Source organism: Paraburkholderia sp. (assembly GCF_047605525.1).
Taxonomy (GTDB): domain Bacteria; phylum Pseudomonadota; class Gammaproteobacteria; order Burkholderiales; family Burkholderiaceae; genus Paraburkholderia.
Window position 1 is genome coordinate 13,514 of record NZ_JASGFN010000012.1, and the last position, 22,635, is coordinate 36,148.

At 57.9% G+C, this 22,635-nt stretch carries 19 protein-coding genes and 2 pseudogenes; 7 read left to right on the plus strand and 14 right to left on the minus strand.

Annotation, left to right across the window (positions count from 1 at the left end; all coding sequences use genetic code 11):
• Nucleotides 1-28 precede the first annotated feature (28 nt).
• Nucleotides 29-1,372, plus strand: a pseudogene (locus QM685_RS18105) (IS3 family transposase); the annotation flags it as partial.
• 100 nt (nucleotides 1,373-1,472) lie between these two features.
• Here QM685_RS18105 and QM685_RS18110 read toward each other — a convergent pair.
• The 9 genes from QM685_RS18110 to QM685_RS18150 all read right to left on the minus strand — a co-directional run bounded on the left by QM685_RS18110 (nucleotide 1,473) and on the right by QM685_RS18150 (nucleotide 10,482).
• A complete protein-coding gene (locus QM685_RS18110; protein ID WP_415117802.1) occupies nucleotides 1,473-2,087 on the minus strand; it encodes a 3-isopropylmalate dehydratase in 615 nt (204 codons plus the stop codon).
• A complete protein-coding gene (locus QM685_RS18115; RefSeq protein WP_415117804.1) occupies nucleotides 2,084-3,433 on the minus strand; it encodes a 3-isopropylmalate dehydratase large subunit in 1,350 nt (449 codons plus the stop codon). Before QM685_RS18115 ends, QM685_RS18110 begins: the two co-directional genes overlap by 4 nt.
• Nucleotides 3,381-4,307, minus strand: coding sequence for an isocitrate lyase/PEP mutase family protein (locus QM685_RS18120; RefSeq protein ID WP_415117806.1), 927 nt, complete (start codon nucleotides 4,305-4,307; stop codon nucleotides 3,381-3,383). The genes QM685_RS18115 and QM685_RS18120 overlap by 53 nt, the downstream gene beginning before the upstream one ends.
• A gap of 87 nt (nucleotides 4,308-4,394) precedes the next feature.
• The gene (locus tag QM685_RS18125; protein WP_415117808.1) at nucleotides 4,395-5,735 is read right to left on the minus strand and encodes an aspartate aminotransferase family protein; all 1,341 of its coding nucleotides are present in this window, start codon (nucleotides 5,733-5,735) and stop codon (nucleotides 4,395-4,397) included.
• A complete protein-coding gene (locus QM685_RS18130) occupies nucleotides 5,720-6,790 on the minus strand; it encodes a phosphotransferase (RefSeq protein ID WP_415117810.1) in 1,071 nt (356 codons plus the stop codon). Before QM685_RS18130 ends, QM685_RS18125 begins: the two co-directional genes overlap by 16 nt.
• 103 nt (nucleotides 6,791-6,893) lie before the next feature.
• Complete coding sequence (locus tag QM685_RS18135; protein WP_415117812.1) at nucleotides 6,894-7,706, minus strand: ABC transporter permease; 813 nt, start codon at nucleotides 7,704-7,706, stop codon at nucleotides 6,894-6,896.
• The gene (locus tag QM685_RS18140; protein ID WP_415117814.1) at nucleotides 7,703-8,494 is read right to left on the minus strand and encodes an ABC transporter ATP-binding protein; all 792 of its coding nucleotides are present in this window, start codon (nucleotides 8,492-8,494) and stop codon (nucleotides 7,703-7,705) included. The genes QM685_RS18135 and QM685_RS18140 overlap by 4 nt, the downstream gene beginning before the upstream one ends.
• Entirely contained in the window at nucleotides 8,494-9,306 is an 813-nt protein-coding gene (locus QM685_RS18145; protein WP_415117816.1) for an ABC transporter permease, read from the minus strand. Before QM685_RS18145 ends, QM685_RS18140 begins: the two co-directional genes overlap by 1 nt.
• A 105-nt stretch (nucleotides 9,307-9,411) precedes the next feature.
• Nucleotides 9,412-10,482, minus strand: a complete 1,071-nt coding sequence (locus QM685_RS18150; RefSeq protein WP_415117818.1) for an ABC transporter substrate-binding protein — start codon at nucleotides 10,480-10,482, stop codon at nucleotides 9,412-9,414.
• Between the two features lie 384 nt (nucleotides 10,483-10,866).
• Between QM685_RS18150 and QM685_RS18155 the strand changes: the two genes are divergently transcribed.
• Genes QM685_RS18155 through QM685_RS18165 form a run of 3 tightly spaced genes read left to right on the plus strand, consistent with a single transcriptional unit; the run spans nucleotide 10,867 to nucleotide 13,393 of the window.
• The gene (locus QM685_RS18155) at nucleotides 10,867-11,535 is read left to right on the plus strand and encodes a GntR family transcriptional regulator (protein ID WP_415117820.1); all 669 of its coding nucleotides are present in this window, start codon (nucleotides 10,867-10,869) and stop codon (nucleotides 11,533-11,535) included.
• A 29-nt stretch (nucleotides 11,536-11,564) separates the two neighbouring features.
• Nucleotides 11,565-12,371, plus strand: a complete 807-nt coding sequence (locus tag QM685_RS18160) for an MlrC C-terminal domain-containing protein (RefSeq protein ID WP_415118188.1) — start codon at nucleotides 11,565-11,567, stop codon at nucleotides 12,369-12,371.
• A complete protein-coding gene (locus QM685_RS18165) occupies nucleotides 12,257-13,393 on the plus strand; it encodes a M20/M25/M40 family metallo-hydrolase (protein ID WP_415117822.1) in 1,137 nt (378 codons plus the stop codon). The genes QM685_RS18160 and QM685_RS18165 overlap by 115 nt, the downstream gene beginning before the upstream one ends.
• 265 nt (nucleotides 13,394-13,658) lie before the next feature.
• Here QM685_RS18165 and QM685_RS18170 read toward each other — a convergent pair.
• The 4 genes and pseudogenes from QM685_RS18170 to QM685_RS18185 form a co-directional block, all read right to left on the minus strand.
• A pseudogene (locus QM685_RS18170) lies at nucleotides 13,659-14,603 on the minus strand (Y-family DNA polymerase); the annotation flags it as partial.
• A complete protein-coding gene (gene imuA / locus QM685_RS18175; protein WP_415117824.1) occupies nucleotides 14,533-15,309 on the minus strand; it encodes a translesion DNA synthesis-associated protein ImuA in 777 nt (258 codons plus the stop codon). The pseudogene QM685_RS18170 and the gene imuA, both read right to left, overlap by 71 nt.
• A gap of 361 nt (nucleotides 15,310-15,670) precedes the next feature.
• Nucleotides 15,671-17,008, minus strand: a complete 1,338-nt coding sequence (locus QM685_RS18180) for a DUF3100 domain-containing protein (RefSeq protein WP_415117826.1) — start codon at nucleotides 17,006-17,008, stop codon at nucleotides 15,671-15,673.
• A 32-nt stretch (nucleotides 17,009-17,040) separates the two neighbouring features.
• Nucleotides 17,041-18,153 carry a M20/M25/M40 family metallo-hydrolase gene (locus QM685_RS18185; RefSeq protein ID WP_415117828.1) on the minus strand — a complete coding sequence of 371 codons (1,113 nt, stop codon included), beginning with the start codon at nucleotides 18,151-18,153 and terminating at the stop codon, nucleotides 17,041-17,043.
• A 144-nt stretch (nucleotides 18,154-18,297) separates the two neighbouring features.
• Here QM685_RS18185 and QM685_RS18190 point away from each other — a divergent pair, with 144 nt between their 5' ends.
• Genes QM685_RS18190 through QM685_RS18200 form a run of 3 tightly spaced genes read left to right on the plus strand, consistent with a single transcriptional unit; the run spans nucleotide 18,298 to nucleotide 21,897 of the window.
• On the plus strand, nucleotides 18,298-19,554 hold the full coding sequence (locus QM685_RS18190) for a hypothetical protein (RefSeq protein WP_415117830.1): 1,257 nt from the start codon (nucleotides 18,298-18,300) through the stop codon (nucleotides 19,552-19,554).
• A gap of 15 nt (nucleotides 19,555-19,569) precedes the next feature.
• Nucleotides 19,570-20,490: a LysR family transcriptional regulator gene (locus tag QM685_RS18195; protein ID WP_415117832.1), complete on the plus strand. Its 921-nt coding sequence runs from the start codon at nucleotides 19,570-19,572 to the stop codon at nucleotides 20,488-20,490.
• 30 nt (nucleotides 20,491-20,520) lie between these two features.
• The gene (locus QM685_RS18200) at nucleotides 20,521-21,897 is read left to right on the plus strand and encodes an L-serine ammonia-lyase (protein ID WP_415117834.1); all 1,377 of its coding nucleotides are present in this window, start codon (nucleotides 20,521-20,523) and stop codon (nucleotides 21,895-21,897) included.
• On the opposite strand, the gene QM685_RS18205 is transcribed toward QM685_RS18200, so the two are convergent.
• Nucleotides 21,871-22,203, minus strand: coding sequence for a GNAT family N-acetyltransferase (locus QM685_RS18205; RefSeq protein WP_415117836.1), 333 nt, complete (start codon nucleotides 22,201-22,203; stop codon nucleotides 21,871-21,873). The two genes, QM685_RS18200 and QM685_RS18205, sit on opposite strands and share 27 nt — an antisense overlap.
• Nucleotides 22,204-22,635: the final 432 nt, after the last annotated feature.

Consider the following 22,635-nt stretch of genomic DNA (forward strand, 5'->3'; position numbering starts at 1 on the left):
TATCGCGAGACGGGTTTCGGGGCATGCCTCTGCCGTCGATCACTATCTGAGCCATGACCGATGTGCTGCAGCGACCTTGAAGGCTTTGGGCTATCCGAGTCGCGGGACGTTTGCCAAATGGATCGAAGAATTGTGCCCCGAGATTGGAAAGCGTATTGTCGGCAGAGCGGCTGGCAGCGTTCCGAAATCGCGCGAGGCCAGGCAGGCGGCGGTCATTGAATTGTGCACCAGAGACGAAAGCGCAAGCATCGTCGCCCAGAGAGCCGGCGTGAGCAGGCCTCTGCTGTACAACTGGAAAAATCAGCTACTCGGTCGAGAGGTCCCAGCATCCATGAGGCGCCAGAAGAAGCCAGCACCGAATCTTGAGCGTGCGGAGCTGGAACAGCAGGTTGAATCACTGCGACGCGACATCCGCAAGCTGGAACTCGAGCGCGACATCCTCAAGAAAGCGAACGAACTGGTAAAAAAAGGGATGGGCATCGACCTGCAGCTCCTGAGCAACCGGGAGAAGACGACGCTGGTTGATGCCCTGAAACAAACCTATCCGTTGCCAGAGCTGTTATCCATTCTGAGGTTGGCCCGCAGCTCCTACTTCTATCACCGTGCACGTCTGCTTGTCGCTGACAGGCATGCTGGCGCGCGCCGCGTTATTGCAGACATCTTCGAATGCAATCACCGCTGCTACGGCTATCGTCGAATCCGGGCGGCATTGGGCAGGCAGCAGGTATTCATCTCGGAGAAGGTCGTGCGACGTTTGATGCGACAGGAGGGTCTGGCCGCTGCCACAATGAGACGACGTCGCTACGGCTCCTATCGGGGAGAAATCAGCCCCGCTCCGGAGAATCTCATCAATCGTGATTTCCGTGCAGCCGCACCGAATCAGAAATGGCTTACCGACATCACCGAATTCCAGATTCCAGCCGGCAAGGTGTATCTGTCGCCGGTAATCGACTGCTTCGACGGTCTCGTTGTGAGCTGGTCAATCGGCACCCGGCCAGATGCTGAACTCGTCAATGCCATGCTGGATTCGGCCATCGAATCAGTGGCTGATAGTGATGTTCGGCCAGTGGTCCACTCCGATCGCGGTGCGCACTATCGTTGGCCGGGATGGCTATCCCGGATGCGCGATGCCGGGCTTGTTCGCTCGATGTCACGCAAAGGATGCTCACCCGATAACGCAGCCTGTGAAGGCTTCTTCGGGCGGCTCAAAACGGAACTGTTCTATCCTCGTGACCGGCGGGCCACGACTGTCGACGAATTCATCGCAACGCTCCACGCTTATATCTGCTGGTACAACGCAACCCGGATCAAGGTCTCGCTCGGCTCTCTCAGCCCACTTGAATACCGGCAAAGTCTTGGAATCGTGGCATAAACCAGTCCAGGATTTTGTCCGCACCCCCTTCGATGAAGCCTGATGCCCAAGATCGACTCTTGTGTCCAACTCACCCAAAACAGAACATCTCTACCTTACGTCAAGTTTTTTGACTAATGTCCCGCATTTCATGTTTCTCCTTGCGTTGAATGCCATCCCTGACCTCTGCCGCTCCGCTCCATGCGTTTATGTTCGGCGTCTCGATCGGCACAATCCACCCATCACGCTCCAGCGTGGGAAACACGCCCCCCCCAACCATCAACGCGAGCAACCGTGGCGGCACCGGTTTGACGGCACACCGCGCGCCCGTATCGAGATTCGTGATGGTCCATGTGTCCAGATCAACGCCCGCCGTATCGCCTTCGGCGAACGCGTCCGTCACGCCGGGACACTCGACAGCGAGCAGCCCGAAGTTCACACAATTGCGCAGGAACAATCCGTTGATCTTCTCCGCTGCCAGACATGCGATACCGAGCCGCACTAGCGAGCGAGCCGCCGGGCGGCTGGACCCCGTGCCGAAGTTCCGCCCAGCGACGATCACATCGCCGGGAGCGACCTGCTTCGAAAAACCAGGGCGCATGTCGGCGAACGTAGCAGCTACCTGGACGGCTTCGGGCTGATCGTAGACACGCCCGGGCATGATCAGGTCGGTGTTAATGTTATCGCCGAAACGCCAGCATTTGCCGGATAAACGTGTCGTCGGTATCGCTGTCATCGGGAACCTCGCAGGAAGTCACGTGGATCGGCAATGCGACCCGCCACTGCCGACGCGGCGACCGTCGCTGGCGACGCCATGTAGATACGCGCGGCAGGATCGCCCATGCGGCCGCGGAAGTTGCGCGTACTTGCGGTGATGCACGTCTCGCCCGCGGCGAGCACACCCATGTGACCACCGAAGCATGCGCCGCAGGTGGCGTTGGTCACGACCGCACCCGCTTCCATCAGCGTTTCGACGTAGCCCGCACGCAGTGCCTCACGATAGACCGCCTGCGAACTGGGTGTGACGATCAGCCGCACGCCGTTGGCCACGCGTCGGCCCCGCAGAATGCGGGCAGCAATCGCCAGGTCCTCGATGCCACCGTTCGCACAAGATCCGATGAACGCCTGGTGCACTGTTTCGCCCGCCACTGCCGCCACGTTCACGACGTTGCCGATGATGGCGTCGGGCCGCGCGACCAGCGGTTCGACCTCATTCAGATCAAGCGTGATTCGCGATATGTAGCGAGCGTCGGCGTCGGGCCAGACCGGCGCGAGCGAATCAGGTATCGCACTGGAGGCGCTCGTACTTTCGGTGCCGGCGGAGAAAAACGCCAGCACCAGTTCGTCGGGCTCGAAGATGGCGAAGTCGGCGCTCAGCTCGGCGGCCATCGTGGATAGCGTTCGGCGCGCCTCTAGGCTGATCTGTGCAAGTCCAGACCCACCGAATTCGACATTCAGATTCGTGTGCGCGCCGAAGCGATCGGCAATCCACAGGAACAGATCCTTCGAAGTAACGCCGCTGGCGAGTGTACCCACCATGTCATAACGCACGGTGCCTGTCACTTCGAACCAGCTGCGACCAGTGGCAACGCTGTAGATCATGTCCGGCTCGCCCACTCCGCGTGCCGCACAATTGAATGCGCCCGCCGCGCAGGTGTGCGAATCGTCGCATACAAGGAGCGAACCGGGACGCGCGTAGCGCTGCTCGGCGACGACCGTGTGCGAGATGCCCATGTCCCGGCCAATGTCGTGCACGCGCCGGATGCCGAAGCGCTCGGCGAAAGCGCGTCCCACGCGGTGGGCGTGGGCGCTGCGCAGATCAGCGGCAGGCGCGCGATGATCAAAGATGATCACAACCCGGTCTGGATCGGCGACTTGCAGGATGTCGCGCCACGCGGCGGGATAAAAATTGGTATCGATCAGCACCGCGGTATCGACCATCACGTCTACGATATCGCCGGGTGCGACGCATGGCAGACCGGCCGCGCGTGCAAGGATTTTCTCTACGATCGTCATACCGCCGTTCGGACTAGCCACGACCAGGGCGCTCGCGTAGGTTGTTGCGGACGGGCTGAGCACCATGAGCGCCGTAACGGGCAATCAGCGCGTCGATCTCATCCAGACCCAGCAACTGGTTAAACGCGCGAAACGGATGCATGCGGCCGCCTTCCGGATAGAAGCCCGTGTCAAGAATCGACCGGTACATATGTGCGCTAGCGGCCGCAGTGCACATCACGATGTCGGGATACGAAACGATCCGGTAGCCAAGCTCGCCAATCTCCGTCAGCGAAGGCAGCGGCGAAAGGCCGTCCCAACTCGCGTTGTAGAAAGTCGGCGCAGCGATGCGCCGGGGGATTTCGCGCATCTGGTAGTCGTCGACCGGAGCCTCAATAAAGATCACGTCCGCGCCCGCCTCGCGGTAGCGCTCGCTGCGCTCGATGGCCGCCTCGAAGCCCTCGACGGCGATCGCATCCGTGCGGGCGATCAACACGAAGTCATCATCAGCGCGTGTGTCGATCATCGCCTTGATCTTGTTCGCCATCTCGCTCGCCGGTACCAGTGACTTGCCTTCCATATGGCCGCAGCGCTTCGGAAAGGTCTGGTCCTCGATATGCACGCCAGCAGCGCCAGCCTTCTCGATCTCGCGCATCAATCGCCGCGCGTTCACGTAGTTACCGTAGCAGGTATCGCCGTCGGCGACTACGGGCACCCGCACCGCGTCGCATACGCGGTTGAGCGTGTCGATCATCTCCGTCTGCGTCAGTAGCCCCACGTCGGGCATTCCGAGTTTCGCCGCGGAAATACCGTATCCCGAGACGTAAACGATCGGAAAGCCCGCGCGTTCAGCGAGCATTGCCGTCAGCGCATCGTAGGTGCCGGCCATCGGCTGCGGCATGTCGCCCTCGATGAGGTGCCGCAAGACAGTGCAAGGTCCAGCGTCAGCGAGTTGATTCATGGTTCATGTCCCTATAAATCAAAGATGCGAGAAGGCGTGCCCAGCCGCTCCCAGATGCCTGCTCACCGGGCACGCATGTAAATACGTTCAGTCCACGGCGTCACGCGTTTCGATAAGTGCTTCGTCGAGTGCCGCGAGAAACGTGTCCGCGTGCGCGCGCGAGAACGGCAACGGTGGACGGATTTTCAACACATGACCGCGCGGACCCGACGCACCGATCAGCACGCGCCGTCTGGCCAACGCATTGACGACACGTGTCGCAAACCCAGGCGCGGGCTCGAGACTGTCACGTGCTTCCACGAGATCCACGCCGATGAAGAACCCGGCGCCCCGCACGGCACCGATCCGCTCGTGCTTGGCAGACATCGATTCGAGAGCATCGCGCATATAACGCCCTACCACGCGTGCATTCTCGACCAGTCCCTCACGTTCGATCACCTCGAGCACCGCCAGTGCGGCAGCGCACGATACCGGATTGCCGCCGAAGGTATTGAAGTAGCGTGACTTCAGGGCAAAGTCGCGCAGCAGTTCGGGCCGGGCGATCAGACCGGCGATAGGCAGGCCGTTTCCCATCGGCTTGCCGAGGATCACCAGATCGGGCACTAGGCCATGCCGCTCGAAACCCCACATCGATTCGCCGAGACGGCCAAAACCGGGCTGTACCTCGTCCGCAATGAACACACCGCCGGCTCGATGAATGATATCGACAGAAGGCGCGAGGAAGCCGGCCGGATCGGCATACACGCCGTCGCTGGAGAAAATGGTGTCGACAAGCAGCGAGGCAACGCCTACGCCATGGCGTTGCAGATCAGCGATCGCCGCTTCGACACTGGCCGCGAACGCCCCCCCGACGTCACCGTCCGGCGAGCGCAACGCGTCGGGCGCGGGCACCGTGCGTACGTGCGCGCCCAGCGGTACGCCCCGGCCGAGCGACGGCGAAACTTCGGAGACGGCGCTGGTGATGCCGTGGTATGCGGTCTCGGTCACGATGACGCCAGTGTTACCCGTAAAGTTTCGCGCGACGCGCAGCGCCAGATCGGACGTCTCGCTGCCGGTACATGTGAACATGATGTTCGACAATGCTGGCGGAAACGTCGCGAGCAACCGCTCGGCATAGGTGAGAATCAGTTCGTGCAGGTAACGTGTATGCGTATTGAGCGTCGCAGCCTGGCGCGCGATAGCCTCGACGACGTGCGGATGACAATGCCCAATCGACGGTACGTTGTTATACACGTCAAGGTACCGATTTCCCTGCGCGTCGTACATATACATGCCCTCCGCTCTCACGAGGTGCAGTGGCACTTCGTAGAAGAGCTTGTACGAAGGCCCGAGCACGCGTTGACGACGCGCCAGCAGCACTTGCGTCGAGGCATCGAGATCTCCTGCCATCGCGGGATCGAACGCGTTGACCATCAGTGGTTGCCGCATGAGTCCCTCTCCATTGGACAGGCTTGATGCAGTCTGGCTTGCGCCTGGGCTCGCGGCAGTTCAAGAAGCAGCGCGAGGCCTTGCCATGATCTGGCATTGTTCCTGAGGATGTATGTGCTGTTCTCCGGATAACGTGCCGCACGCCAGCCTGTGATCACAACAGTGATGACGAAACGCGCCGCGATCAGGTCGTAAAGCAGGTCGATCTCGGCACCCGTCAGCGGTCGCACCGCATGGTAAGCGGCGACGAACTGCACTACGCGCTCCCAGGGGCCGCGCGGCTCTTCGCGTTCGTCGACGAGATGGTACGACGCACCGACCGCAACGTCGCAGACAAGGTAGGTGTCGACCATGTCGCCAAAGTCGAGCACGCCGACGATCGTGTCAGGTGAGTCGGGATGAACGAGGACATTGTGCAAATTCAGATCGTTGTGGACGACCTGCGATCGCAACGTCGGAAAAAAGGGCTGTGCGTGACGTTCGAAGTTGTCGAGAAAATGTCGTGCCAGCGCGCGGCGATCCTCACCATTAACGTGCTCGATTAACGCTGCCATCCTGCTCGCATTCCGGATGTCCCACGCGAGTTCGTGTCGCGCCGCCGGATGCGTGAAGCTCGACAACGCGTCGTCCAGATGCGCGAGCAACGCTCCCAGACGGCCGCGCAGCCGGTCCGTGCGTATCACCGTGCTCATCATCACGCCAGGCAGGAAACGCGTCATCCGCACCGGGCGCGGCGTACCTCCATCGAATGACAGATGCAGCAGCGTTTCGCCGTTCAGCGCATGCACGACGCGTGGTACGGGGAGCGATGGCGCCTCCTTCTCGATGTGGAGCAACGCGCTGGTCTGGAAATCGGCGACGAGCGGATCCTCGGCCGGGTTACCTACCTTCAGCACATAGCCGCGTCCATCATTGGCGACGATCCTGAAGTTCCTGTCGCGCTCGCTTGTCAGCATACTGGCCGTACCGTCAATCCCGTAGTGTTCCGCGACACAGCGCGTCACGTTCTCAAGGCTGATGTCCTCGGCCGCCACACTCAAACTTTCATTGAGCATCCCTATGGCCCTCACCGTGCGGTCACCGCTGCGGATAGCAGTGTTGCCCTGCGTTTGGCACTATTGCTCCCTTTATCGAGCCCGACAAAAATAGTATGGAAGCTCATTCTGGCATGCGCCACGCGTCGGCAAGCCGTTCCAGTGCCTGCAATGCTGTAGTTAGCAGCGTGCTAACGATACAGGCAGACAGCAGCGCGGCAAAAACACCCGAGGCTTCGAACAGGTTGGCCTGATATTTGATCAGATAGCCCAGACCGCGATTGCCCGACAGCATCTCGCCGAAGATCACTGCGGTGAACGCATAACGCCCTGCGATGCGCATTCCAGTCAACGTCCAAGGCGCGGCCGAGCGCAACGTCACGAGAAAAAATACCTGCAGGCGTCCCGCGCCCATTACCCGCATCACATTGACGAGGTCACGATCGACCAGTCGGACACCCGAAACCGCATTCTGGTAGACGATGAAAAACACGGAGATCGACGCGAGAGCGATTTTCGCGCCGAGTCCGATGCCGAACAGAATGATGAACACCGGTGCGATTACTTCTTTCGGCAAGCTGTAGCCGGCCGTCACGAACGGTCGGCTCACCGCGTCAAGTCGATAGGAACTGCCGATCACGACCGCCAGCAGGATTGCCGCAGATGCGCCGATCGAATAGCCCACCGCAGCGGATTCGAGTGTGGCGGCAAGATGCCAGAGCAGATCGCCGTTAGCAATCCAGGCCGCCAATTTCTCGACCACCAGGCTCGGCTGCCCAACCCAGTTCGTGCCGGCCACCGGCGCCAGCACGTACTGCCAGAGCAGCACGATTAGCGCCATCAGCGCAGCCTGCTTGAGCAGCAGAGGCACACGCGCGCTCCAGGTCTGCGAGCGGCGAGTGGCAGACAACGCCAGATCCGATTCCAGCGCGCTCATGCCTCGGTCCCTTTCGCGACTTCGCCTTCGAGCGCTTCCCACAGTTCGCGATGGATGGCTTCGAACTCAGGCTCGAACTGCACGGTCAGCGGATCGCGAGGACGTGAAAACGGAATTCTGCGCTCGTACCGGATCTGCGCGGGACGTGCCGACAACACCACGACGCGGTCCGACAAGGCGATCGCTTCGCGCAGATCGTGGGTGACGAACACGACCGTCTTTCCCGACGATCCAGCCTCCGCTTCCAGAATGCGCGCCAGCTCGCGCTGCAGCATCAGCCTGATCTGTACGTCGAGTGCGCCAAACGGCTCGTCCATCAACAGGCAATCGGGCTGATAGATCAACGTCCGCGCGATCGCCGCTCGCTTGCGCATGCCGCCGGAGAGTTGCGAAGGATAGTGATGTGAGAATTCCGTGAGCCCCATCAGCGACAGATAATGCGCGGTCGTATCACGGATCTCTCCAATACCCGCGCCGCGTATTTTCAGCGGAATCGCGACGTTCTCCGCCGTGGTCTTCCACGGCAGCAGACTGTCCTTCTGCGTCATGTAGCCTACGTCGGAATTGATGCCCACGAGAGGCTTGCCCTTATACGAGATCGTGCCGCGACTCGGCGTGTCGAGACCCGCAGCGATATTGAGCAGAGTCGACTTGCCACAACCGCTTGGACCGACCAGACTCACGAATTCGTTACATTCGATGCTGAGCGTCACACCGTTGACGACGGGCATCAGGCGATGACCGCCGGGCGTCAGGTAGGCCTTGCTGAGTTCGTTCCACTGGATCATCAGGACACTTCCTTTTCAGGTTGCCAACGGCCGAAGTAGCGTTCCACCCACTCGGCAAACGCGTTGAGCAGTACACCCAGTACCATCAACAGAACAACGATGGCGTAAAGCGTATCCATGCGGAGGAACGACGAGGCACGCATGGCCAGATAACCGAGCCCTTCGCTGGAAGCGATCATTTCAGCGACGACAGCGCCCACCAACGAATAGGGAATGCAAAGCCGGATGCCGGAAAAGAACCAGGATGCGATCGATGGCAGGATTACCCAGCACCATTCCTGCTTCCGCGTGCCACCCAGCTGACGTATCGCCGCGATCAGATCGGCATCGACACGCCGCACACCCGACGCGACGTTGAAGAACATCAGCCAGAACACACTGACCGCGACCACAGCGGCCTTCGACATGATGCCCAGACCAAACCACAGGATGAATAGCGGTGTCAGCGCGACGAGCGGGATGCTGTAGATCCCGATCACGAGCGGACCTGCGATTTTTCCGAAGCCCGGCGCCTTGCCGTACGCGAGTCCGGCGAGCGTGCCGAACGGCACGGCCACGCCGAAACCCAGCGCCATTTCGGCGAGCGTGACACCGGTCTGTAGCCAGAAATTCTCCGTCACGAGCACGGCCTGCAGACGCATGAAAACCGCAAGCGGATTGGAAAACCATTGGCTCGGCAACACCGGCCCGGACAAGATCTGCCACGCGCCGACCATGAACACCGCGATGCCCGTCTGCCAGACACGGGTCCTACGCCTTTCGCGCGTTCGCGCGGCACTGATCTCCGCAAACAGGGCATCGACATCGGCCATGCCTGTTTCTCCTGACATTAGGAATCCATCATAAATATCGGAACGGCCACCGCCGGTTTCCGGTGGCGGTGACGGGATGCCGCAACCAATCGGATCAGGCTGAAATCACGGCTGTTGCAATCCGATCGTATCGATCGCGTGAAACGCGAAGCTATTGTCCACGAGCTTGCTGTACGGCACTTTTTCGCGATCCTGCGGTGAGAGCTTCAGCCAGTTCATCACCGTTTGGATTTGCGCCTTCGACGTGATCGGGTACTCGGGAATAGCCGGAATGTTGTTCAGGACCGACTGCCGCAGTACTGTGGGGTCCATATCGGGAAAGCTCTTGCGTGCTACTGCAACAGCTTCCTCGGGATGTTCATGAATGAAAAGTTCGGCGCGATAGATGCCATCGACGAAAGCCTGCACAGCCTCGGGCTTCTCCTTGATCACCTTGCGCGTCGTGAAGTAGCCGGTGTATGGATACCCTGATAGTTGCTTGAGTTCGCCGTTAGCGAGATTGATCATGATTTCGCCCTTGCCCTTTTGCTGCACCAGTTCAGGAAACGGCGAGCTGAATACGAACGCATCGATCTGATTGGTTTCCAGCGCTGCCTGCATCGGTCCGCCGGTGCCGAATGGAATCAGCGTCGCGTCGCGATCGCCGTTCATGCCGTTGAGCGCGAACAGCGCACGCATGATCATGTCGGTACTGCTGCCAGGCGAACTGATACCGATGCGCAAGCCCTTCATCTTGCTGATCACGGTGCTCATCGGATCGCCCTTGTGCATGCCGGTCTTCTTCATCGCCTCGGTCGATACAACCACCATGACAGCGTACTGATCGACCGAGTTCGCCACCAGCACGAAATCGTAGCCCTTCAATTGTCCGCGAATGGCATGGTGGGCGGCGTCAGCAAAATCCGCGCTGCCGCTGACCACTGCAGCCGCGGCTTCCGATCCACCTGGCGTGATAACGAATTTCACGTCGAGGTGCGCGTCCTTGAAGTAACCCTTCTCCCGCGCCACGTATGCGGGAAACCACCCGAGCCCTTCCCCGCCCTGAGCAATCGTGATGCTCATGTTGGTCTGCGCCATGGCAGGCGAGGGCGCCGTATACAAAGCACCGGCCGCGCTCGCAACAATCACAGAACGCACCGCCGTATCTGTCAACCGTTTGATCCACCGATTGAGCATCGAAGCCCTCCAAATAGGGACATTGAAAAAAATGGTGTGCGGCCCGCGGCCCACACACGAGACCAGACAGCTCCTACCGGGGCAACGTGCTACGCCGGTGGCTTACCCTTAAGGACGTTACATGATGCATGTTATAACAAAAAAATATCGCAGAGAACTTTTGACGCGAATTTTTCCAGGATTTGACCGTACAATCACCTTATGTTGGTCTTCGACGCCTACTCGATGCGCTGCCGCATACCAGCTATGTAGGAGTCGATCAGACTTTGGCGTCTTTAGCGCTCCTGATAGGATGTCACATGATGTAACATATTTTCCTAATGCCGATGGATCAGCTATTTTGCCCGCCAGCGCGGGTGGCGCCGCTGGCAAAAGACCACAAAAATGACGATCGCACACAAGACACTTAACGAGCGCGCCTACGACGAGATCCGCCAAGGCTTGGTAACCGGTGACTTCAAGCCAGGCCAGGTGTTGGTGATCCGCACCCTCGCGTCGCTGTACGGTATTTCGATCACGCCAGTACGCGACGCCCTACAGCGGCTTGTTGCAGAACAGCTACTGACGATGCAGTCGAATCGATCAATCGTCGTGCCATTTCTGTCGGACGAGAGCTTGATTGAGCTGGTACGCATTCGCTCCGAACTCGAAGGCTTCGCCGCCGAACTGGCGACGCCGAATATTCGACTGGCAGATCTGGCAAAACTGGAAGATCTCGTCGTCAAAGGCCGGGATGCCATTCAGGCGCGCGATGGTCGCAAGTACGTCGCCATCAACCGGCAATTCCATTTCGCGATTTATGAACGCGCAGGCTCTCCGATGCTGCTGAAAATGATCGTCGATATGTGGACCCGTATCGGTCCTTTTCTGAACCGCCTGTTCGATGATCCGTCCTACGTCGAAATCGCGAACGACGAACACGAGACGATTGTCGCGGCTATCGGCCGAGGAGATGCCGCCGCCGTCCGACGACACATCAGCCTCGACATACAGATTGCAGCGTCCTCACTACGGGATAATCTCCCTTCACTCCGCACGGAGCGAGATAGCTAGGGTCGAATCCGCGTGGAGCTATCGACATCCTGCGCTGCCTCGTCGAGCAGCGCGCACACAACGCGCTGCTCGCGATCCTGCACGACCCGCCAGCCGCGCGTCTCACGCACGAAGCCGGCGTCGGCGCGCGGCTGGCGATCGAGCTGGGCGGCCGCTCGGCGACCGGCGACGACGCGCCCGGCCTGCCGCTTCGCGGCGATTTCGAGGTGCTGTTCCTGAGCGACGGCCGGTTCACCCGCACCGGGCCGATGTGGGGCGGCTCGCCGATCGATCTCGGTCCGGCCGCGCTGCTGCGCGTGGACGGCATGCGCGTGATCGTGAGCTCGCGAAAGATGCAGGCCGCCAACCAGTCGATCATCCATCACGTCGGCATCGATCCGGCTTCGCTCGACATCCTCGTGCTCAAAAGCTCCGTGCACTTTCGCGCCGATTTCGACGCGCTCGCGCGCGAGGTTCTGCTCGTCGAAAGTCCCGGCCGCGTGTACGCGCGGCTCGATGCGCTACATTTCGAGCACGCCGCGCGGATGAATTCCGCCGGCCGCGCGCCGTTTCGCGCTTCCCTGCGTACCGACCACGAAGGCCCTGCCGTGACTGACCGCTACGACGACTACCTCGATGCCGGGCAAGCCTGCTTCATCGACGAACTGACCGGCTTCCTGTCGATCCCAGCGTTTCCTCCGACCCCGAACGCATCGACGATGTCTTCGCCGCGGCGCAATAGGTGCGCGCCCGGCTCTCGTCGGCCGGCGTGCCCGGGGCGCGCGTGCTGCGCGCCGGCCGCTACCCGATGGGTTACAGCGCATGGCTGGAGGCACCCGGCGCGCCGACCGTGCTGATTTACGGCCATTTCGACGTGCAGCCCGCCGAAGGGCAGCCGGGCTGGCTCAGCACGCCGTTCGAGCCCGCCATCCGCGACGGCCGGATCTACGCGCGCGGCGCCACCGACGACAAGGGCAACATGCTCGCGCCGATCATCGCGATCGAAACGCTGCTGCGATGCGACGGCCGGCTGCCGGTCAACGGGAAGTTCCTGTTCGAGGGCGCGGAGGTAATTCTCAGCCCCGATCTGCCGGCGTTCATCGAGACGCACCGCGAGCTGCTCGCGTGCGACTGCGTGCTGAGCGCGGACCGCTGGCAATGGAGCGAATCCGAGGCCGACCTGCGCCTGAGCCTGCGCGGCGTGTGCGCGCTCGATGTGAAGGTGACGGGCGGCGGCCGCGATCTGCATTCCGGTTCCTACGGCGGCGCGGTCGCCAATCCGGTGCGGGGCCTCGTTTCGATTCTCGGCTCGCTTCACGACGCCGATGGCAGGATCGCCGTCCCCGGCTTTCTCGATGCGGTGCGCGAATTTTCCGCCGAGGAGCGGGCGCGGCTCGCGCGAATTCCCGTCGACGATGCCGCGTTCCGGAACCGCGCCGGCGTGCCAGAGTTCGCTGGCGAAGCGCGTTACGGCACGCTCGAACGCATCGGCATGCGGCCGACGGTCGAGTTCAACGGCATTGTCGGCGGACATACGGGTGAAGGCGTGCGCACCATCGTCCCGGCCAGCGCACAGGCAAAACTGACTTGCCGGCTCGTGCCGAATCAGGAACCCGAAGCCATCGCCCGCTTGCTGAAGGGGCACATCGAGGCGCAGTCGTTGCCGGGCCTTACGGTCTGCGCCGAGATTCTGCTTAACGCGGCCTCGCCTTACGCAATCGACTACGATCACCCCGTCAACTTGGCTGCGCGCGGAGTGCTGTGCGAACTATACGGCCGCGAGCCGTACTACACGCGCTCGGGCGGCTCGATTCCCATCCTGTCGCTGTTCAAGCATGCTCGGTATGTCGACCGTCATCCTGGGCTTCGTCTTACCTGACGAAAACATGCACGGGCCGAACGAATATCTTCGCCTGAGCGGTTTTCGTTTGGGCCAACGGGCATACATTGGCGTCCTGCTACGGATTCAAAAGGCATATCGACGTTGTCATGGACGGGATCGAGCTTGACCAAAACTTGACCAAACTCGGCAACAATTGCTCCCAGAAGATCTTAAAGCTCAGTAGATTGATTGATGGCCACCACCACAAGTCATTGATTTAAATGAGCTTATTCTTGATCCATTAGAGGCAGATGGGACTCCCGAGCCGCTCCTTCATGAGCCGAACGAGATAGTCGTCGTGCCACACGGGCTCGGCCACTGCGATCTCGATGTCTGTCGGCTCGATCGCCTGCCGGCCGCGTTCATGTTCGAGACGCAACATGAGGCCGCTCACTGCCAGTTGCCGGGCAGACAGCCAGCCGCACAGCTGCGCCACCAGCCGGCGTGCGGCGAAGAGCACCGCGTCGGCATGCTCGATCCGGTCGGGCAACTCGACACGCGCTGCGAACGTCTCCGGCAGCGCCATCCATTCGTACAGTTCGGGAGCCAGTCCGAATGCGCGGTCCAGCGAATCCAGGACGTCCTGCCCGCACCGGCGCTGCAATCCTGCGCGGGGCAGCCGGCGCACTTCGGCGATCGTCGAACAACCGAGGCCCGTGAACCAGTCGGCGAAGGGACGCAGCTCCGGAACGGCAGCCAGCGACAGCGAAGACAGCGCACGTTCGAGCGACGGCAGCTTGACCAGTCGCCGGTTAAGGTAGCGCGCGAGCAGCCATGCGCCCTGCCCGGTCGGTGCCGTGCTGATCCTAGCCGTGACGCCGATCGTTTCGATCACCGGCGCCAGCGCATGGCACAGTTTCGTCACGCCGCCGAACAGACGCAGGCTCGCGCTGACGTCTACGAGCACGGTCGCTTCACTGCACACGACTACCTCCGGCGAGAAACGCATGAGTGCGACCGCGACGGCCCGCAGGATGTCGTCCTCGCGGGCTGTATCGCGCTCATGAACCGCGATATCCGGCGACAGCGTCAGCACGCCACCTCGTCGCATGCCCGGACGCACGCCAGCCGTCTGCGCCACCCGGTCGGCGAGAATCACGCGGTCTTTCTCCAATACGACACAGCCATGCGTCGGCTCAGGCTGCCACCCCGGACGGAATGCTTCGAGCTGAAGCCGGGGCAGATGGACGGCGAGAAAGACGCGCATGGAAACTGGTCAGAATCGGTGTGGGATGAAGCGCAACGGAGACGGGCTCAGCGCGTAATGGCCCTCGTCGTTTGATGATCTCCACCTCAGCGCCATCGGGCGATGGCCTGAGGGCGAGTCGCAAGACTGCCGGCGATGCGTTCTGTCCAACGGCCATCGGCTGGATAACAAAAAAGAGCGTTTCCGCGCTCTGTGCTGCCAGATGAAGGCGCCGTAGTGACGACGCCTTGACATGCTGCTGCCAGAGCACCAGCGCGCTGCAGGTACCGGCGCGCAGGATCTGCTCCGCTGACCACAGTGCGTCGGCCGTGCGCGGCGCCCGCAGCAGCATCAGCCGGTCATTCGGCAAGCCAATGTGGAACAGGCCGAACGCGTTCGGCGTGAGCGGCGGCTCAAGCAGCGCAACCGGGCGCCTGTCAGGTGTGGCAAGCGCTGGCGCAAGCAACCGCAGTTCGCCAATGCTGGACTGCTGCACCAGCAGGTCGGTCAATGCCCCGAGCGGCCACCCGCCGCCCGGCAATTCGGCGGACAGCGCCGCGTAGCCCGTGTCCACCGCACGCCCGCGCGCTTGCGCGAGCTGAGAGGCGCGCCAAAGGCTTATTCCCCCCGACTCCGAATACATACTTGCCTCGAGGGCAGCGTCAATGGAGCGCGCCCGGTCCTCGGGGGTGCGTAACTGCTGTGCGGTCGCGGCAGTCCGAGTCACGATCTGGCTCCAAAACACTGTATAAATATACAGTTATTGTAGCCCAAGACTTTAAGAAGGTGAGTGGGCAGTGCCGGGAAACGGAATTCGTCGCACTAGCGCACGGTTGGCTATACCTGGAAACACCGAATTGGTTGGACGAGTCGGAAAGGCGGCCCGAAGGATGATCGGGCGGCGTAGCTTGCGTCCGCTCACTTGATGACTAAGGCTTCCAAAGGGCGATGGACGCTTGCCGACCCACAACGGTCCTTCGCCGCCGTCTAAAGCGGACGGTCATGAGCTACGGGCCAGCAGCCACCCCCACCTTGCGACTAAGACCGCAGTGGGACACTTCGAAGAAAAAAGGTCAAAGCGACAGCAACTAGCGAATTAAATACTCAGCAATGACAGTAGCGCCTACGAAGGTTCCCGCATTCGCGCATAGCGATGTAAGTACTATTTTCCAGCCCAAACGTCGAAATGCTGGAAGATCTTTCGCGATCCCAAGGCCTGCGAAAGTCAGCATGGGTGTCGCAACCCCAAGAAAATCAATTTTGCCGCTCCACGCACTTATTTCGCTAGCCCAAGGGCAATATGGCTGCGTTAGCGCCAAGCCAATAAACGATACCCAGCAAACAGCAGGTAAACGTTTTCCAGTGATGTTATAAAGCCAGTTACCCGTTATGACACAAACCAAAATGAAAAAAATTCCGGGAAGCGATGCTAAATAACCCACATGATGCGAAATGAGGTTGCAAATAATAATGAAAACTGCGGTGACTATCCAAGTGCTGAACTTCGCAAACGGTCCAAGCTGGACGACCTCGGGAGATCTTGGCACTGACGAAATCTCATCCGCCTGGTGTTGCGAACGGGCAGATCTTGATAGCCGACCTAGAACTGGTTCCAATAATTCATAAGCTTTGCATGCGATCGGAAGTGAGATGAACAATGTGAAATATGTTCCGATTGTTGTCGTTATTAGATTGCTTGCCGCAGCGAAATCCATAACCTGTTTCGCAATATCCGCGGATTGTAGCGCCGCAATTGAAGATGACGCTGCGGCCATCATGCTGCCAGAACCAACGCCCGCGCCCATTGCTAGAGCCAATGGATTAAAAATCCCAAGACTGGTAATATAGCCAGCAAATAACGTGATAAAAATCGTCCCAAGTATGGTGCCTGTGATGTATTCGGCGAGTACGCCCCTGCCCTCAGCTGAATCCATGCCATATTTCTCTCCAATAATCGCGAGACTGGGCTCCCGTCCTACAGAGAAGGTTGCACCGATCGCTTCGCGCTTGATGCCAAGTAACAGCGCAACCGGGAGAGCGAAAATTATTGTTCCAAGGAAATGACCGACCTCTTGAAAGGCTAAGGCCCAACCGGCATGCGCTAACGATGGAAGCACTCCGCCAACCAATAATCCAAGCTTGGCAACTAGCAGCAATAAGGCCGATTGTAGAACGGCAGATGAAATAGTCTGCGAGGACCGGTCCAACCCCCAAGCGGTGCGCGACTTCCTGCTGATAATTCCAGCCAGGGCCCCCAACAGGAGAGCCCAGACCATTGGCAGCAACACAATTTCTCCCGATCGAAAGTGAAAGCGGATGGGTCCGAGCAACTCGGCAATGGTCAATATTGCGCCCCCATAAATAAAAATCTTTCCGAAAGATCTGGTTTGCTCTTTGGTGCGCGCCACCGAAATTGAATCGCTCATTTGAAATCTCATCAAATTACTACCTGATTAAGTCAAATCAGACTTGTTGCAATGCTTTTGAAGGCATCGACAGACCGATAAAGCTGCGCTAACGCGATATATTCAGTTGGCTTATGAGCACACTCGATGTCACCCGGACCATAAATCAAGCTTGGGGCAAGTTTTGAGTATTCTGACGCCTCTGTTCCCAGCCCGGAAACCTTGGCGCAACATCCGAGAATGCGTTTGGCGGCCGTCACGAGATAATGGTCCTCTTCAAGTTCAGGAGGGGGTGCTTCCATTTTCACGTGAAGGTCAATCCCGTGCGCAATAGAAGATTTTTTAATCTCTTCAACAACGAAACCTGGGTCAAATGATTTCGAATAGCGAAATTTCGCAGTGCACGTTGCCAATCCAACTGTAGTGTTCGGAAAGGCACCGTAATTGTCGATTACGAAGTTCAGGTCGCAAAACGGTGGGTCGTATTGATTGTCCTGAAGTTGCACATCGTCGCGAAGACGGCGATGAAGCGAACTTAAGTCGTTCAGAAAAGGAATGAGCGCGAGATTTGCATTTTTCCCTTTTCCAGTTGAGGAGTGCGCCTGCACGCCTTTTGCATGTGCAACAAATTGAATATCGACCCGATGACCTCGCACCAGATTGAGGCTTGTTGGCTCGGCGACAATAAAACATTGGGGAGTATGCTTTACATTAAGAATTTGACTGCGAGCGACCACTTCGCGGACACCTTGCTTTCCTGCCTCCTCGTCTGCGGTAAAAACCAATGTCGGCCGATCTTCTGGATGAAGGCTCTTAGCGGCAATAATAAATGCTGCAATTGGCCCTTTCATGTCTGATGCCCCGAGACCGTACAGGTTGTCCCCTTCGATTACTGATTCGAACGGTCTACGGACCCAACCGGTGTCCGGAACCGTATCAAGATGCCCCGCAAAAGCTAGTTTCGAGTTGCTCCCTGGGTAGCGGGCAACAATGTTCCTTTTCGCTGTTCCACGATCGTCGATATAATCGATAATTTCCAAATCCCAATCATGCAGCTCACTTTCGATCAAGTCTGCAATGGGCAAGTTGGAAACAAAACTCCGTGAATCGATCGAGATCATGCGTTTTAATAGATCGAGCGTGAGATCGTAATCGGACATTTGCATTTGTATTTTCTCGGTTGAATAAGTACCGCAGTGTTTTTGTGCAAAATTGTTTGGTCAAGCGCAAAAATTAGAACAGAGGAAACTAAAATATGAGATTGTCACAATTCGATGTGTTGTTACTATCTGGCTTTCAGGGAGGCTGCCGTGCAACATATCTCTTCGCGTTTCGCCGATGCTGCAAAGGAGATTCTTTGTAATTTCCAGGCCCGCATGCATCAGTCTGTACAGATGTATGCAGGTTGCAATGTAATGTCCCCTGCGGCGGAGCACGCACTGGCGAATTCGATGGGTATGATCCCTGCGATTGGCGCGCCCCACGCGAAGCTTCAGCCAGGAACTAAGGAAATTTCTGACCTGGAAGAGCTGGTAGAGGGCCAGTTGCAGGACCTTTTTGATGGCGAATGGTCAGAATGCCGCCTGCAAAGCTGCACCTACGCCAATATGGCGGTGTATCTGGCGTTTTCACGGGTTGGTGACAGCATCGCTACCATCTCCGCTCCTGATGGGGGGCACGTCAGTCATCAGGCAACGGGGACGATCGGGATGCTTGGGCGAACTGCTATCCGTTTGCCATTTGACTACTCGAGATGTTCGGTCGACGATCAGGCTGCGGCCGCCCTTATCAAGGTGGCTCGCCCCAGTATCGTCATGCTCGGCGGCAGTGTGATGCTAGCTCCGTATAACACAAGAGAACTTGTAGTAGCGGCGCATGCTGTCGGCGCAGTGGTGGTTTATGATGCGTCGCACGTGGCTGGCCTAATTGCGGGTGGTCGATTTCAGAACCCGATGGCAATGGGTATCGACATCATGACTGCTTCGACCTATAAAACGCTCGGCGGTCCATCGGGTGGCATTCTGGTTGGAAACAAAAAAAGTCAAGGCGACCTGATCAGAAAGCTTGTTACTGGATCAATGGCTTCCAATTACGACGCTGGTCGGCTGCTGGCTTTGTCCACAGCGCTCAGCGAGGCAAAAGCGTTCATGGGAGACTATGCCGACGCTATGCTGAAAAATTCCGCAGTATTGTCTCGGAGTTTGGAGGGTTTTGGCATTCCATTGCATCATGCCCCGATCGACCAGCCAGCACCGACGCATCAGGCGCTAGTACTTTGCAGCAGCCCTGAGTCGGCGAAATCACTGGTCACCCGCGCCGAGGCGATTGGGCTGTTATTTGGCGCAGCCCCCGTACCGGGAAGACCTACGAACGGCGGTGTACGCTTGGGGACGCAAGCGATCACTCGCCTTGGTGTAACAGAAACCGAAATCGCAAAGATTGCTGAGGTCTTCGCTGCCGCGTGGCGAGGGGAAGATGTATATCAGTATCAATCTGATATTGTAAATATCGCTAGTCGCCTTAATCGTGTCTACTATACATATGACAACAATTCCGGAACGTTGTAATTCTTGTATTTTTTCATGTTGAACACAGCCTATCGATATTTTTATGCAATCGCTGAGGAACGCTCTCTTAGGCGAGCGGCGGAGCGCGTACATATCTCTGCGTCAGCACTTAGTCGGCAGGTTCGTCTGCTTGAGGACGAATTCGGGCTGAAACTTATTGAAAATCACGGCCGCTGTATTGTCCTCACAAGTGCCGGTAATATATTGCGCGAGCATATTCGCCAGTTGATGGTGCAGGATGCAAACGTCAAGGAAGAAATCCGAGCTTCCACCGGCGTCCAATTCGGACACGTCAGAGTCGGCTCCGGGTATGGATACGCAAGCGATCTTGCGAATTTGGTAATTCCTGAGTTTTGCAAGTTTCATCCGCAAATGACATTTTCTATAAATATCGGAAATGGTGACTCAATACTGAGAATGGTCATAGACGAAATCGTCGATCTTGGAATAACACTGAATCCGCCACAACATCATCTAATTGATGTTTTACACTCTTCGCCGTCGCCTCTGCTTGTTATTGTTCCCGCTGGGCACCCGTTAGCCGAAATGGAATCTCTTGCCCTTCCGGACTTGCAGCCCTTCCCTATCGCTCTTTTGCCGCCACAACACAGCGTCCGAAGAAGTATCAAACTTGCCGAAGACGCGGAAGGAATCAGACTGCAGGAAAAACTTGAGAGCAATTCATACGAAGTACTCAAATCGTATGTCCGACACGGCTTGGGGATATCGATTCTGCCGGAGTTCGTAGTTAAAGAAGATGGGTGGCAAACAACGTTTGCACTCGTGCCACTGCGACACGTTTTGCTAACTGGTACCCAATCCAGAATTATCGCACGACGCGGAAGAAAATTTCCGGCGGCCGCGTCCGAATTTTTAACTTCCATCCTTGAACGCCATCGCGCATTTTCCAGCGACAGCGGCGAAAACCTGATCTGAGCACGCTACTGATACTATTGGGAAGGCTACGTGGAGCTGAGTGTCTTCGACATTTTTAGAATTGGGATCGGCCCGTCAAGTTCGCACACTGTCGGACCTATGCGAGCGTCCGCAATGTTTATCAATGCGCTTAAAACCAATAATTTGCTTGACTCAACGGTTAGGATGCGTATTGAGCTATATGGCTCGTTAGGCGCAACTGGGAAAGGTCATGGGACTGATAAGGGTGTCACGTTAGGATTGATGGGATACACTCCCGAGACCGTTGCTAGCGACGCGATTGACGACACGATCGAATTGGTTAAGCGTATGAAAAAAATCAGGCTGGCTGACGCGAACTCGATCATTGATTTTTCTTTGGAAAAAGATATTGGTTTTTACAGAAAATCGCTTGGTGACCATCCAAATGGGATCGTTTTCACGGCTTCGGGAATCGACGGTGTCCTGCTGAAACGTACCTATTTTTCGGTTGGTGGTGGTTTTGTTGTAACTCAAGAAAGCGAAGATTCATCTGCATCTGACGATCGTGTCATCCCTACTTTTAAATTCACAACTGGTGCAGAACTGTTGCTGCTCTGTGAACAGGAGAATTTGAATATAGCAGACGTCATGTTTGCTCGGGAGAAAACGTGGCGATCCGAAGATACGATCCGTCAAGACATTCTACAGTTATGGGACGTCATGCGAGCGTGCGTCGAACGGGGATTGTCCGCAGAAGGCGCTTTGCCGGGACCGTACGCGGTCAAACGTCGTGCTGCAGAATTGGTCAGGAAATTGGCAGTCGTATCAGAAAGCAGCAGTTCACAACGCTGTCAGGATTCGACTGACTGGCTGAACATTTTTGCGATGGCGGTAAGTGAAGAAAATGCAAGTGGAGGGCATATCGTCACCGCTCCGACAAATGGCGCGGCAGGCGTTATTCCGGCGGTTTTATACCACTATATGAAGTTCCACCGTGCTGCAACCGACGACGACGCAGTATCATTTATTTTAACCGCCGGTGCTATCGGAATCCTTTACAAAATTAACGCATCGATATCGGGCGCCGAAGTCGGATGCCAGGGAGAGGTAGGCGTTGCGTGTTCAATGGCGGCTGCGGCATTATGTGCCGTAATGGGGGGTAGCCCTGAACAGGTAGAGAATGCTGCCGAGATTGGTATGGAACATAATCTGGGTCTGACTTGTGACCCGGTCGGCGGACAAGTCCAAATACCGTGCATCGAGCGAAACGCCATGGGTGCAGTAAAAGCGGCAAACGCTGCCAAGATAAGTTTGTTGGGAGACGGTAAGCACTATGTGTCTCTTGATGCGGTCATTAAGACCATGATGCAGACCGGATCTGATATGAAAAACAAGTACAAGGAAACTTCTCGGGGAGGCTTAGCCGTGAACATTGTCGAATGCTGATATTTGTTCGCGCCAGGTGAGGTTGGGGAGACCATATCCGGTCGCTATGGGTAAATTTTGAACCGCGTATTCAAGAGCCTTATTATGGCCGATTCTTATTGATTCCCCGCGCCGCATCTGCAACGACGTATCAGTCGTCCCGATCACTTGAAACCCCAGACGTTGGTAAAGGTTTATTGCCCTGTTCCTTTTCAGAACACTTAGCGCGACGGGCCCGCGTGCCCTGTCTGCGTGCGACAAGAGATCTCCGATCACTCGGGTCGCAATGCCTTTGCCTTGATGAGTCGGCGTAATTTGGATTTGCACGGTGGTCCATTCATTTGGAGCGCGCGAAAACTAGAACAATCCGAGTCTTTCGGATCCGTAACAGATAATGTTTGCGTCACCGAAGCGATAGCGGATGAGACGCTCCCAGTGCGCCTGCTCGTCTGCCCGCTCCCCAGCTTGTTCTGGATGTTCGCTCATCGTCGCTATGCGCAGATGAAGAGAAATGTCTCGTCCGCTGACGTCGCCGGGCGTAATGTAAGTTCAATGTGTTTCATCCGTGCCTGACGAGGGTGCAAGTAGCAACGCCCCAATTATTTTAAATCTTGCACACGTTGTCGACCGTCCGCTTTTGGCCGGTCGCGGAAGGTCGCAGGTAAAGTGTCGATCCGGACGCCGCGCCGGGGCGCGAACTTTTCCGTACCCGGACCCACTGGCAACGCTCGCACTGCAGTCTCTCAAGGTTGGCTATCG